Raw genomic sequence first — 13,824 nt, forward strand, 5'->3', positions numbered from 1 at the left:
GGAGGAAAAGGACATGTATGAAAAGATAAGAGACTATGTGCGCGCACATGGGATGCTGGATAAGGGTGATGTGGTTATAGCAGGCATATCGGGAGGAGCAGACTCCGTATGCCTGCTTTGTGTGCTTTTGGAGCTGCGGAAGGAGTACGATCTGTCGGTCCGGGCGGTCCATGTCAACCACGGCATCCGCGGGGAGGCCGCGGCGGCGGATCAGGCCTATGTGGAGGAACTGTGCCGAGAGGTGAAAGTTCCGCTTGATGTGGTGCATGTGGATGTGTGCCGCATGGCCCGGGAGGAAGGGATGACCCAGGAGGAGGCGGGGCGCATAGCCAGACGGCGGGCCTTTGAGGAGGCCGCCGCAAGATGGAGCGCCGGCAGGATCGCCCTGGCCCACCACAAGAATGACAATGCGGAGACGGTCCTTCTCAATCTGGCCCGGGGAACCGGGCTGCGGGGGATGGGCGGGATCCGGCCCTGCTCCGGGAAGTACATCCGGCCCCTGTTGGATACCTCCAGGGAGGAGATCGAAGCATTCCTGGATCAAAAAAATATTTCTTATTGTATGGATGCCACAAATTATGAGGATACTTATACACGGAACCGCATCCGCAATCATATAATTCCATATATGGAGGAGCAGGTCAATTCCAGGTTCGTGGACCATGTGTGCGGGACAGCTGGACAGCTGGCTCGGCTCTGGGAGTATGTGGAGAGGCAGACAGACAAGGCGGCAGCCGGCCTGACCAGCCTCCGGGAAGGGGAGGACGGACAGGGAAGAGAGATGGTGATAGATGGACAGGGATTTGCCCGGACAGATACGGCGCTGCGGCCCTACATCTTAAAGTGGGTGCTGGAGCAGGTCAGCGGCAGGGCAAAAGATCTGGAGACGGTGCATTTTGACGACCTTGAGGAACTGTTTGACAGGCAGGTGGGCAGAAGGATCAGCCTTCCCTACGGCATGAAAGCCTACCGGTGCTATGAGGGGGTACGGGTGGTCAGCTCAGACTGGAAGCCTCCACGGGAAGAGGAAAATGAGGTGTGGGACAAAGACAGGATAAAGATGCGCATTCTGGACCCGGCGGACATAGACGGCCCCGCTCTGGAGGCAATTCCCAAAACACCCTACACGAAATGGTTTGATTATGATATAATAGAAAACAGTGTTACTATCAGGACCCGCCGCCCCGGCGACTATCTGGTGATCGGCAGGGACGGAGCCACGCAGAAGCTGAACCGGTATTTTATCAATGAGAAGATACCGTCCCGGGAGAGAGACCGTATTCTACTGGCAGCAGACGGAAGCCGGATCATGTGGGTGATCGGTTACCGGCGCGGGCAAGGGTATGAAGTGACCGGACAGACGAAGAAGATACTGGAGATCACGATAGATAAGGGAGGAAAATACGATGGCAGAGACAATTAGAGAGCTTGTGTCAGAAGAAGAAGTAGAAAAGAGAGTATGTGAACTGGGCAGACAGATCAGCGAGGATTATGCCGGGAGACAGGTGCATTTGATCTGCGTCCTCAAAGGCGGCGTGTTCTTTATGTGTGAGCTGGCAAAGAGGATCACGGTCCCGGTTTCCATGGACTTTATGAGTGTCAGCAGCTACGGCGACGGGACAGCGTCCAGCGGCGTGGTGAAGATCGCCAAGGACCTGGATGAGTCGCTGGAAGGGAAAGATGTGCTGATCGTGGAGGACATCATTGACTCCGGGCGCACACTGTCCTACCTGATCCAGATCCTGGAGAAGAGAGGACCGAAGAGCCTTAAGCTCTGCACGCTCCTTGACAAGCCGGAGCGGAGAGTGAAACCGGTGACCGTGGACTATGTGGGCTTTAACATTCCGGATGAATTCGTCGTGGGATACGGCCTTGACTATGCGCAGAAATACAGAAACCTTCCCTACATCGGCGTTGTGGAAGGCGTGGAGTAGAAAGGAGCAGCAAAGATTTGAATGATAAAAGAGGCAGGGGACTGAGCGGAGCCACGCTGCTTGTGTGTGTGGCATTGCTGTTTGCAGCGCTCTGGTTCACCAATCAGATCGATCAGCGGGATAAGCAGATCACCTACCAGGATTTTGAAAGCCTGGTGGAAAATGAACAGGTTTCAGATGTGACTATCATCCAGAATCGGGATGTACCTACCGGGCGGCTGGAGATCACAGTTGTGGGCGCTCAGGAGGGGGACGAGGCAAAACAGGTCTATGTATCAGATGTCAACGAGGTGCAGGACTATCTGGACGAGTATGACGTGACCTACTCTCTTCGGGATGTGCCCCAGGAGAACTGGTTTATGACCAATATTTTCCCTACGCTTCTCATACTGGCAGCATTTTTCCTGTTCTTCTACATGATGAACAGGCAGAACGGCGGGGCCAACGCGAAAGCTATGAGCTTTGGTAAGAGCCGGGCCAGGATGAGCACGGAGCAGGACAAGAAGATCACCTTCGCTCAGGTGGCAGGCCTGCAGGAGGAGAAAGAAGAGCTGGAAGAGATCGTGGATTTCCTGAAAGCTCCGAAAAAATATATACAGGTGGGAGCCAGGATCCCCAAGGGTGTTCTCCTGGTGGGCCCTCCGGGTACAGGAAAGACGCTGCTTGCCAAAGCGGTGGCAGGCGAGGCGGGAGTTCCCTTCTTCAGCATTTCCGGATCTGACTTTGTGGAAATGTTTGTCGGTGTGGGTGCGTCCCGCGTCCGCGACCTTTTTGAGGACGCCAAGAAAAATGCGCCCTGCATCATCTTTATCGATGAGATCGACGCGGTTGCCCGCAGGAGGGGAACCGGCATGGGCGGCGGTCACGATGAGCGAGAGCAGACACTGAACCAGCTCCTTGTGGAGATGGACGGATTTGGCGTCAACGAGGGTATCATTGTCATGGCAGCCACGAACCGAGTGGATATCCTTGATCCGGCTATCCTGCGTCCAGGACGGTTTGACAGGAAAGTTGTGGTGGGCCGGCCGGATGTACAGGGAAGAGAAGAGATACTGAAAGTCCACGCAAAGGGTAAACCTTTGGGAGACGATGTGGATCTGAAGCAGATTGCTCAGACGACAGCCGGATTTACAGGGGCTGACTTGGAAAATCTGCTCAATGAGGCGGCTATCCTGGCGGCCAAGGACGGCCGGGTATACCTGCAGCAGGAAGATGTCCGGAAGGCTTTTGTCAAAGTGGGCATCGGCGCGGAGAAGAAGAGCCGCGTGATCTCAGACAAGGAGAAGAAGATCACAGCCTACCACGAGGCCGGGCATGCCATCCTCTTCCATGTGCTGCCGGATGTGGGGCCTGTGTACAGTGTGTCCATCATTCCTACCGGGGCGGGGGCGGCAGGTTACACCATGCCTCTGCCGGAGAAGGATGAGATGTTCAACACAAAGGGCAAGATGCTTCAGGATATCACAGTGGCTTTGGGCGGCCGGGTAGCGGAAGAAGAGATCTTCAACGATATCACTACCGGGGCGTCACAGGATATCAAGCAGGCTACCAGCCTGGCAAAATCCATGGTAACAAAATTCGGTATGTCCGAGAAGCTGGGGCTTGTCAATTATGACAATGACAACGATGAGGTGTTTATTGGCCGGGATCTGGCCCACACCTCAAGAGGATACGGCGAGCAGGTGGCCAGCACCATTGACCAGGAGGTCAAAGACATTATTGATGCGTGCTACAGAAGGGCCAAATATATTATCCGGAAATACCAGAATGTGCTGGAGAAGTGCGCAGAGCTTCTCCTTGAGAAGGAAAAGATAACAAGAGAGGAATTCGAGTCCTTATTTGAAGGGATTGAGGTTTCAGAAATATAAAGTCAGGCGGCGATAGAATGAACATACATGCATTATTTTGCGACGGAACAGGAAATTACGTTTTCCCGCCGGAACCACTGCCAGGACAGCAGGTCACACTGCAGTTCCGCACCGGAGCAGGCGATGCGGACAGTGTCTGCCTGCTGACGGGCGGCAGAGAGTACGAGATGGAGAAGCGGAGCACATCCGGGGTGTTTGACTACTATGCAGTGTCCCTGGAGCTTGGTGAAGAGAATCTGTACTACAGCTTCAGGGTGCGCGCCGGGGAGGAAGTCTGGTATTATAACCAGTTTGGCGCCACCAGGGAGAAGATCGAGGAGTATGAGTTCCAGATCGCTCCCGGATTTAGTACTCCCGACTGGGCCAAGGGCGCGGTCATGTACCAGATCTTTGTGGACCGTTTCTGCAATGGAGATCCATCCAACGATGTGGAAGACGAAGAGTACATCTATATCGGAGAACCTGTGGAACATGTGAAGGACTGGAATGAATACCCGGCGGCCATGGACGTGCGGCGTTTCTACGGAGGCGACCTGAAGGGCGTCATGGAGAAGCTGGATTATCTCCAGGATCTGGGAGTGGAGGTCATCTATTTTAACCCCCTGTTTGTCTCACCGTCCAACCACAAGTACGATATCCAGGACTACGACTACATTGACCCGCATTTTGGTGTCATCGTAGAGGACGGCGGAGAGCCTCTCCCGGTGGGCGTGAAGGAAAATGTATATGCGACGAAATATCAGAAGAGGGTGACGGACAGGAAAAACCTGGAAGCCAGCAACCAGCTTTTTATCAAGCTTGTGGAGGAGCTTCACAGGAGGGGAATGAAAGTCATCCTCGACGGCGTTTTTAACCATTGTGGTTCTTTTAACAAGTGGATGGATCGGGAACGGATCTACGAGGGCCAGGAGGGGTATGAAAAGGGAGCCTATGTCTCCGCGGACAGCCCCTACCGGGATTTCTTTGAATTTTTCCAGAGCGGAGACGAGCACTGGCCCTACAACGGAAATTATGACGGTTGGTGGGGGCATGATACTCTGCCTAAGCTCAACTACGAGGGTTCAAAGGAGCTGGAGGACTATATACTGGAGATCGGACGCAAATGGGTGTCTCCCCCCTACAATGTGGACGGCTGGAGACTGGACGTGGCGGCGGATCTGGGGCACAGCATAGAGTACAATCACGAGTTCTGGAAGAAATTCCGGCGTGAGGTCAAGAAGGCCAAACCGGATGCGCTGATCCTGGCGGAACACTATGGGGACCCGAAAGAGTGGATTGCGGGGGATGAGTGGGACTCTGTTATGAACTATGACGCCTTCATGGAGCCTGTTACCTGGTTCCTGACCGGGATGGAGAAGCACAGCGATGAGGACAGGGAGGAGCTCCACGGTAACGCGGACAGCTTTGTGCGCTCTATTTTTCACCATATGTCCCACATGCTCACTCCCTCTCAGCAGGTGGCCATGAATGAGCTGTCCAACCACGACCACTCCCGGTTCCTGACAAGAACCAATCATATGGTGGGAAGAATCGGCAGCCTGGGACCGGAGAAGGCGGAGGAGTATGTGAGCCTGCCTGTGATGCGGGAGGCGGTGGCCATCCAGATGACCTGGGTGGGAGCGCCCACCATCTACTATGGCGACGAGGCGGGGCTGTGCGGGTTTACAGATCCGGACAGCAGAAGGACCTACCCCTGGGGAAAGGAAGATCAGGAACTCATTGACTACCACAGGGAGCTGATCCGCATACACAAGAATTACGAGGTGTTCCGCACAGGTTCCCTCCAGTGGCTGGTGAAGCAGGACAATGTCCTGGCCTACGGGAGGTTTAACGACACGGATCAGTTTGTCGTTGTCATCAACCACAGCAGTGAGCTGCGGGAAGTGCGGGTGCCGGTGTGGGTGATCGGCGTACCCATGAAGAGCAGCATGAGGAGGGTGATTTACTCCTATGAGGAGGGGTACACCATGGAGTTCGACGAGATCCACGTGATCGATGGAGAGATCGTGGTGAACATGGGAAGCCAGTCTGTGCTGATTGCGAAGAATAAGGAATTTTAATAAAAGAGAGAGCCAGATGTTCCGATTGGCTGATGCGGAGCATCTGGTTTTTTGATTGCGATTTTAGTAACAATGGTCTGCGCTTTCTGATCAAAGCAAGAATCCTAAAAATGTAAGCAACATGCAAATTGACGGATTTCCTCTTTTCGAATATGCTTACTTTAAGTAAAATGTACAAAGACTGTGCAGGGAAAGAAACTAAAAACAATTGTATGAGAGAAAGGAGAAAAAAGTGAAGGAGCAGACAAAAGGAAGAGTTACGATACCTACAGACGTTGACGTTGTACCGGAGACACTGGAACTGGTAGAGCGCTGGGGAGCCGATGCTATCCGTGACTGTGACGGGACGGATTATCCGGAAGAGCTGAAGAACGTGGACGCGAAGGTTTACTCCACATATTACACAACAAGAAAGGACAATGCGTGGGCCAAGGCCAATCCGGATGAGATCCAGCAGATGTATATCATGACACCGTTCTACACAGCGGTGGAGAGCGAGCTTTCCATCCACCTGATGAACCATCTCTACCCGGATATGCTGAAAGTGAACGACCATGATGATATCACCAGATGGTGGGAAGTCATCGACCGCACCACAGGGGAAGTCGTGCCGGTGGAAAAATGGAGCTATGACGGGGAGACCGGGGATGTGACCATCCATGACGCAGCGGCCTTCCACGACTACACAGTCAGCTTCCTTGCCTACATTATGTGGGATCCGGTCCATATGTACAATGCAGTGACAAACGGCTGGACCAATTTTGAGAAGCAGATCACTTTTGACGTGCGCCAGCCAAAGACAAAGGCTTACTCCATGGAGCGTCTGCGCAGGTTCATCGCGGAGAACCCTCACGTGGATGTGATCCGCTACACCACTTTCTTCCACCAGTTCACATTGATCTTTGATGAGCTGGCCAGAGAGAAATATGTAGACTGGTACGGATATTCCGCATCTGTGAGCCCCTATATCCTGGAGCAGTTTGAGAAGGAAGTGGGCTACAAGTTCCGTCCCGAGTACATCATCGACCAGGGCTACATGAACAACACCTACCGCATCCCCTCCAGGGAATTCCGGGATTTCCAGGATTTCCAGAGAAGAGAAGTGACAAAGCTGGCAAAAGAGATGGTGGACATCACCCACGAGTGCGGCAAGGAAGCCATGATGTTCCTGGGCGACCACTGGATCGGCATGGAGCCTTTCATGGACGAGTTCAAGAATGTTGGGATTGACGCAGTTGTAGGAAGCGTTGGAAACGGATCTACCCTGCGCCTGATCAGCGACATCAAGGGCGTGAAGTACACAGAGGGACGTCTTCTTCCCTATTTCTTCCCGGATACATTCCACGAGGGAGGAGACCCGGTGAAGGAGGCGAAGATCAACTGGGTGACAGCAAGACGTGCCATCCTGAGAAGCCCTATCGACCGGATCGGCTACGGCGGATACCTGAAGCTGGCTATGCAGTTCCCGGATTTTATCGACTATGTGGAGAGCGTGTGCCAGGAGTTCCGCACACTGTACGACAACATTAAGGGAACCACTCCCTACTGCGTGAAGAAAGTGGCGGTCCTGAACTGCTGGGGTAAAATGAGAGCATGGGGCAACCACATGGTGCACCACGCCATCTACTATAAGCAGAACTACTCCTACGCAGGCATCATCGAGGCCCTCAGCGGAGCACCGTTCGATGTGAAGTGGATCAGCTTTGACGATATTCGCAGCAACCCGGAGATACTGGATGACATTGACGTGATCCTGAACGTGGGCGATGCAGATACAGCCTACACCGGAGGAGAGAACTGGACAGACGAGAAGATCATCACTGCTGTAAAGAAATTTATTTACAACGGCGGCGGTTTCATCGGTGTCGGCGAGCCGGCAGCGCACCAGCATGAAGGACATTTCTTCCAGCTGGCCACAGTCATGGGCGTGGAGGAAGAGAACGGCTTTACTCTGAATGTGGACAAATATAACTGGGATGAGCACGAGCATTTCATCACAGAGGACTGCAAAGGCGACATCGATTTCGGTGAAGGAAAGAAAAATATTTACGCTTACGAGGGAACTACGATCCTGAAGCAGAATGACAAAGAAGTACAGCTGGCTGTCAATGACTTTGGCAAGGGACGCAGCGTCTACATCAGCGGACTTCCCTATAGCTTTGAGAACAGCCGTCTCCTGTACCGCTCCATCCTGTGGGCATCCCACGATGAGGGCGAGCTGCACAAATGGTTCAGCACCAACTACAATGTGGAAGTGCATGCCTATGTGAAGAACGGCAAGTACTGCGTTGTAAACAATACCTACGAGCCCCAGAGCACGACTGTGTACAAGGGAGACGGCACAAGCTTTGGCCTTGACCTGGAGGCAAACGGTATCTACTGGTACGAGATTTAAAAAGAAAAAGATGAAAAAGATATAAAGGAGAAACAAAGATGAGAGAGCTTCAGCTTCTCATCAAGCCAGTCTCCTCTGCCTGTGACCTGGACTGCACTTACTGCTTTTACAAGGATGAGGCAGCAAACCGCGCTGTGGGCGATCATGGGAAAATGAGCCGGGAGACCATGCGCGCGGTTGTGGACAAGGCACTGGCGGCATCGCAGACCTGCGTGTTCGGCTTTCAGGGGGGAGAGCCGACACTCGCAGGTCTGTCCTTTTTTGAAGACTTTACAGCATATGTGGAGGAGAGAAAAAGGCCGGATCAGGAGGCGGTGTACACCATACAGACAAACGGAAACAGGCTGGATGAGAGATGGTTTGAGTTTTTGAAAGAAAAAAATTTCCTTGTGGGACTTTCCCTGGACGGTGTCCGGAAGACCCATGACGAGAACAGGAAGGACCGGGCGGGAGAGGGAACCTTTTCCAGGGTTTTTGCCTGCGCGGAGCGCATGCGTGAACTGGGGATCCCCTTCCATGTGCTCTGCGTGCTGAATGCCCAGACAGCCCCCCGGATCGGAGCCATCTACCGGTTTTTCATGCGGAAGGGCTTTGACCATCAGCAGTACATCCCCTGCCTGGATCCCCTGGGCACAGTGCGGGGTGAGGCGTCCTTCTCCCTGACCCCCACAATGTACGGGGAGGCTCTGGGGACCCTCTTTGACCTGTGGTGTCAGGACAGGATGGCGGGGCGTCCGGTGTACATCCGGCAGTTTGAAAACTATGTGGCCATGCTCCGGGGCGGACAGCCGGAGGCCTGTAGCATGTACGGCAGATGCAGCATGCAGAACGTGGTGGAGAGCGACGGGACCGTCTATCCCTGTGACTTTTACGCGCTGGACGCGTGGCAGATGGGAAATCTGAAAGATCCGGATACGGACTTTGTGAAACTGCAGAAGATAGCGGCGGAAGAGGCTGGGAGTAAGAGACATCCTTTTTTCAAGGAGGCGGACAGGCGGGACGACAGATGCCGGACCTGCAGATGGTATCCTCTGTGCCGGGGCGGCTGCCGCAGGGACTGCTTCCCGGAAGAGGGCAAGATGAGAAATTATTACTGTGAGACGTACCAGAAGTTCTTTGCGGAATCCATAGGACGGCTGGAGTACATGGCGGGGCATCTTGTTTAGATGCCCCCTCCTGCGTTTGAACGACTGCCGTCGGCGTGCTGCTGCCGGTACTTGATGGGCGTCATGCCGTACTTTTTGCGGAAAGCCTGGGTAAAGTAGGACTGAGAAGAAAAGCCCACCGTAGACGATATGGAAGAGATGGAGTGGTCCGTGTCCTTCAGCAGTGTGCAGGCAGCTTCCATCCGCCGCTGGTTCAGGTACTGGATGGGTGACTGGCCGGTGTACTTGGCGAAAGAGTGGGCCATGTAGTACTTGTTCATGTGGGTCAGCTCTGTCAGCGTGTCCAGCGTGATGGGCTCTGAGTAGTTGATGTCCAGATACTCTTTGATCCGGGCGCACTCCTTTGTCATGTAGGTGGAGGTGATGGGCACCGGGATCACGTGCTGATAGCGGACGATGCGCAGGATCAGGATCTCCAGCAGATCCTGGCAGATCTTGTCAGAACCGTAGGAGGGATTCCTCACCTCGTAGAGCATCTGCGCAAAGAGGTCTGCGATCAGAGACTTATTGCTGAAATTACAGAAGACCTGTACGCAGGTTTTTTTGTTTGCCGGTTGGAAGGAGATGCCCTCCACTCCGATGACATAGTACTCCAGTGGAGTGCCCTTGATAGACTGTTCCGTGTGTTCCATGTATGGGGGGATGATGACCAGGTCCCCCGTTCGGATATGATACTTTTCGTCGTGGAAGAGGAAGTTCCCCTCCCCGTTTACCACGAAGAAAAGCTCGGTGAAATGATGTGTGTGGAAAACGCTCTGCCAGTCCTTTTCGTCCTTGGACAGAGAAACGGACAGAAGACGGGCATTCAGCTTGTCAATGTTTGTGGGCTTGATAGCGTATTGTCTGTGACTCATAGGTCCTCTCCTCTGCTCAGATGTTTCGGGTGTGCTCCATTGTCTCCGGATAGGGCCTGCCGGGAATCAGGACTTTTCCGTCTGTAAATCCTTCAGGCCGGTCTTTCAGGGACTCGATCAGGCAGGACCGGAGAAAGGAAATCCTTTCTTTTGCTGTGCTTTCGTTTATCAGATCCGTCAGTTCATGGGGATCTTCCCTCAGGTTAAAATACTGTTCCCGGCCTGTGGCGGAGTGCCAGATGTACTTGTCAGTCTCCGTGACGATCCAGTGGTTGGAGAAATCTCCGTAGGAGTGCTCTCCGTGAAGCCATGGCCGTACGGACCCGGAGGGATCGGACAGGAGGGGCAGAAGATCTTTGCCGTCCACGGAGTCCGGGATATCGGCCCCTGCCGCAGAAAGGAGGGTGGGCATCACGTCCCTGAGTTCCACCACGCCGTGGCACACGCTGGAAGGCTTAAGATCCAGATGGACATTTTTGCCGGCCCAGACAAAGAAGGGAACACGGCAGCTTCCCTCGTAGGGGCGGGATTTCCGGAACATGTGGTGGTCGCAGAGCTCTTCCCCGTGGTCTGAGGTGAAGAGGATGATGGTGTCATCATACACTTCCTGCTCCACAAGAGCCATGATGAGCCTGCCGATCTGGTGGTCCAGGTGGGTGATGCAGGCATAGTAGCCGATCTGTGCCTGGCGGATCAGCTCTTTGTCAGCCGGGCCTGTCTTGGAGTCAAAGATACGCCCTTCCCGGCGGAGATACTCATCGCTCTCCCAGGTGCCCACAAAAGGCGGACGCAGATCCTTGTCCCGGTACAGGTCGAAATAGTACTGGGGGGCATCAAAAGGCGGGTGGGGCCGCAGGTAGGAGGCCATCAGGAAGAAGGGCTGGTCCGGATCTCTCCTGCGGAGAAAATCCAGACACCGGTCTGTCACCCAGTTGGTGGGGTGGTACTTTTCCTCGTGGGTCCAGGGGCGCGCCACCCAGCTGTTGCAGTCAATGCCTGTGTCCGTCACATCGGCATCGGCGCCCAGCTCCTTTTTCAGCCAGTAGAAATAGTCGTCCGCCACAAGCTGTGACTCCCGGTATGGCACGTTTCCGTACCTGGCCGCATGGAGGTAGCCGTCGTGGAGATCGACATTGTTGAAGCCCAGATAGTTGCGCAGGGGATGGACATGCATCTTTCCCACACACTGGGTGTAGTAGCCGGCCTTTGTGAGCTCGCCTGCCAGGGTGTGCTCATACCGCCAGGGGATGCTGTCCTCGTATCCCACACGGCCGTGGTGGCTCTGTTCCATGCCGGTGTGGAGGGCGGCGCGGGCGGCGATGCAGCTTGGGCAGGCGCTGTAGGCCCGGTCAAAGGCAACGCCCCGGGAGGCCAGGGTGTCCAGGTAGGGAGTCTTTACGTCCGGGTGTCCCGCATAGCCCAGAGCATCGCCGCGGAGCTGGTCTGTCATAAGTAAAATAATATTTGGTTGTCTCATAATCTCTCCTTCATCTCGCAAATACAAATCTTATGGGAAATTATATCTACCATAATACATTCCCGGGGGAAAAGCAAGCGGGTGGGGCGAATGCAGGAGAGATTTTCTGTGGCTGAAAAGAGAAAAACAGAGTATAATGTAGGGACAATGTGCGGCGTACGCCGCATTCTGAGGAGATTATCAAAAGACAGAATAGAAGGGAGAAAAGAAAATGGGTATGGTATTTATATTTTTTGCAGTCAGCATCCTGTCCTGCACGGCAGGGTCCATCTGCGGGATCGGAGGGGGCGTTATTATCAAGCCGGTGCTGGATGCCACAGGGATCATGGGGGTGAGCAGCATCAGCTTTCTGTCGGGGTGCACAGTGCTTGCCATGTCCCTTGTGTCTGTCTGGAAAAATCTGCGCGCCGGGACGGCGAAGATGGACGTGGGGATCTCTACGGCCCTGGCTGTGGGAGCGGCGGCCGGCGGTGTGGCCGGGAAGGCTATGTTCCAGAGCCTGAAAAACGCAGTGGGGGATGAAAACCTTGTGGGCATGACCCAGGCGCTGGTCCTCATCGTGATCACGCTGGGCACGCTGGTCTACACGATCTGCAAGGAGAAGATCCGCACAAAACACTGCCGCCAGATCTGGCTCTGTGTGCTGATCGGCCTTGTGCTGGGGATCATGTCCAGCTTCCTGGGGATCGGGGGAGGTCCCATCAATCTGGTGGTGCTCGGGTACTTCTTTTCCATGTCCACCAAGGAGGCGGCTCTTTCTTCCCTCTACATCATCCTGTTCTCACAGATCACCAGTTTTGTGCAGACCTGTGTGACAGGGACGATCCCGGATGTGGAGCTGGTCTACCTGGTCTTCATGATCATAGGAGGCGTCCTGGGAGGAACCATCGGGAGCAGGATCAACAAGAAGATCAGCGAGAAAGGTGTGGACAGGCTCTTTATCTTTCTCATGGCGGTGATCGTTGTAATCAATATCTACAATGCGATAAAATTTGGAGTGGCTGCCTTCTAGGCAGCCACTCCTTTTATAAATTCTGCTCTATTTTTTGGACAGATCTGTGTATTCCTGGAAGGGGATGGTCAGCAGACCGTCCTGGATCTGAATGGGGAGGATACTGTAGCCGGATTCCTTCAGGTTCTCGGGTTTCCAGTGATCCAGCATAAGATAGTGCACACCGTCTTTCTCGAAAATGTAGGTGCTCTGTCCGAAGAAAGTCTGGCGGGCATGCTCGCCCACGCAGGGATTGTCGATCAGTTTCCAGCCGGACAGGACCGTGGGGGATGTGGCGAAGAGGGCGTTGTTTGGATCCCAGCCTGTACAGCCGGAGGTGATCATGTAGTATACGCCGTCTTTCTCAAAAAGGGCCGGAGCCTCCCGCTCCTGCTCGACAAAAGCTTTTCCGTACACGCCGTCCACATCCAGATAGTCCTCTGTGAGCCTGGAGATGCGCAGGGTCTTGTTCCAGTCGGAACTGTGGATCAGGTAGGCCTTCCCGTCCCGGTCGCAGAAGAGAGTCATATCCCGGCAGTCTGAGCGGTTGGGGCGGATCCCGCGGACATAGCGGAAGGGCCCGGTGGGAGTGTCAGAGACGGCGATGCCGGCTCTGGCGTCTGTGTAGTCGGCAGAGTCCAGATGGAACCACATGACAAATTTGCCGGTCTTTTTATTGTACAGAACTTTGGGGCGCTCCCCCACTCTGTCTTTGTAGAGGTCGTGTCCCGGTTCGCCGGAGGCTTCCAGGGCCAGCCCCTCGTATGTCCAGTTCATGCAGTCCGGCGAGGAGTAGCAGGAAATGCCGATAAAATCCACCCGGATATCGCCTGAGGGTGCGATGGATGTGGCGCCGTTCTTGTTTTCGCCGTACCAGTAGTACATCCCTTCGTGCTCCAGAATCATGCCGCCGTGGGCCTGGATCAGTTCTCCGTTTGTGTCGTACCATGTAGAGCCGTTTTTGTTCATTGCAGATCTCCTTTGCTTTTTTTGTGTTGAATTCGTATATAAACCATGATAAAACATTAGTCACAGGGCAAGGCCCTTTGCCCTATCATCTTAATATACTTGCACTGCAA

General features: G+C 54.2%; 10 protein-coding genes. 7 read left to right on the plus strand and 3 right to left on the minus strand.

The genetic code is table 11. The features are described 5' to 3' along the window. The first annotated feature begins 13 nt into the window (after positions 1–13). From tilS to INF30_RS10885, 6 genes are all read left to right on the plus strand, one after another. The gene (gene tilS, locus INF30_RS10860; RefSeq protein WP_226395195.1) at positions 14–1,423 is read left to right on the plus strand and encodes a tRNA lysidine(34) synthetase TilS; all 1,410 of its coding nucleotides are present in this window, start codon (positions 14–16) and stop codon (positions 1,421–1,423) included. Beyond that, positions 1,407–1,934: a hypoxanthine phosphoribosyltransferase gene (gene hpt, locus INF30_RS10865; protein ID WP_076780198.1), complete on the plus strand. Its 528-nt coding sequence runs from the start codon at positions 1,407–1,409 to the stop codon at positions 1,932–1,934. The genes tilS and hpt overlap by 17 nt, the downstream gene beginning before the upstream one ends. Positions 1,935–1,951: 17 nt before the next feature. Continuing rightward, on the plus strand, positions 1,952–3,802 hold the full coding sequence (gene ftsH / locus INF30_RS10870) for an ATP-dependent zinc metalloprotease FtsH (protein WP_076780200.1): 1,851 nt from the start codon (positions 1,952–1,954) through the stop codon (positions 3,800–3,802). Between the two features lie 17 nt (positions 3,803–3,819). Then, positions 3,820–5,862, plus strand: coding sequence for a glycoside hydrolase family 13 protein (locus INF30_RS10875; RefSeq protein ID WP_226395196.1), 2,043 nt, complete (start codon positions 3,820–3,822; stop codon positions 5,860–5,862). Between the two features lie 232 nt (positions 5,863–6,094). Then, positions 6,095–8,257, plus strand: a complete 2,163-nt coding sequence (gene gnpA / locus INF30_RS10880) for a 1,3-beta-galactosyl-N-acetylhexosamine phosphorylase (RefSeq protein WP_226395197.1) — start codon at positions 6,095–6,097, stop codon at positions 8,255–8,257. A gap of 38 nt (positions 8,258–8,295) precedes the next feature. Beyond that, a complete protein-coding gene (locus INF30_RS10885; RefSeq protein ID WP_033125819.1) occupies positions 8,296–9,423 on the plus strand; it encodes a radical SAM/SPASM domain-containing protein in 1,128 nt (375 codons plus the stop codon). Here INF30_RS10885 and INF30_RS10890 read toward each other — a convergent pair. Both INF30_RS10890 and INF30_RS10895 read right to left on the minus strand, forming a co-directional pair. Beyond that, positions 9,420–10,277 (minus strand): AraC family transcriptional regulator, encoded by an 858-nt coding sequence (locus INF30_RS10890; RefSeq protein WP_076780206.1) that lies wholly within the window; start codon positions 10,275–10,277, stop codon positions 9,420–9,422. The genes INF30_RS10885 and INF30_RS10890 overlap by 4 nt on opposite strands. Positions 10,278–10,293: 16 nt before the next feature. Then, complete coding sequence (locus INF30_RS10895) at positions 10,294–11,754, minus strand: arylsulfatase (protein ID WP_033125820.1); 1,461 nt, start codon at positions 11,752–11,754, stop codon at positions 10,294–10,296. A 211-nt stretch (positions 11,755–11,965) separates the two neighbouring features. Between INF30_RS10895 and INF30_RS10900 the strand changes: the two genes are divergently transcribed. Further along, positions 11,966–12,766: a sulfite exporter TauE/SafE family protein gene (locus tag INF30_RS10900; protein WP_330391207.1), complete on the plus strand. Its 801-nt coding sequence runs from the start codon at positions 11,966–11,968 to the stop codon at positions 12,764–12,766. Between the two features lie 27 nt (positions 12,767–12,793). Here INF30_RS10900 and INF30_RS10905 read toward each other — a convergent pair whose 3' ends face one another. Next, the gene (locus INF30_RS10905; protein WP_033125821.1) at positions 12,794–13,714 is read right to left on the minus strand and encodes a glycoside hydrolase family 43 protein; all 921 of its coding nucleotides are present in this window, start codon (positions 13,712–13,714) and stop codon (positions 12,794–12,796) included. Positions 13,715–13,824: the final 110 nt, after the last annotated feature.

Source organism: Claveliimonas monacensis (genome assembly GCF_014982975.1).
GTDB classification, from domain to species: domain Bacteria; phylum Bacillota; class Clostridia; order Lachnospirales; family Lachnospiraceae; genus Claveliimonas; species Claveliimonas monacensis.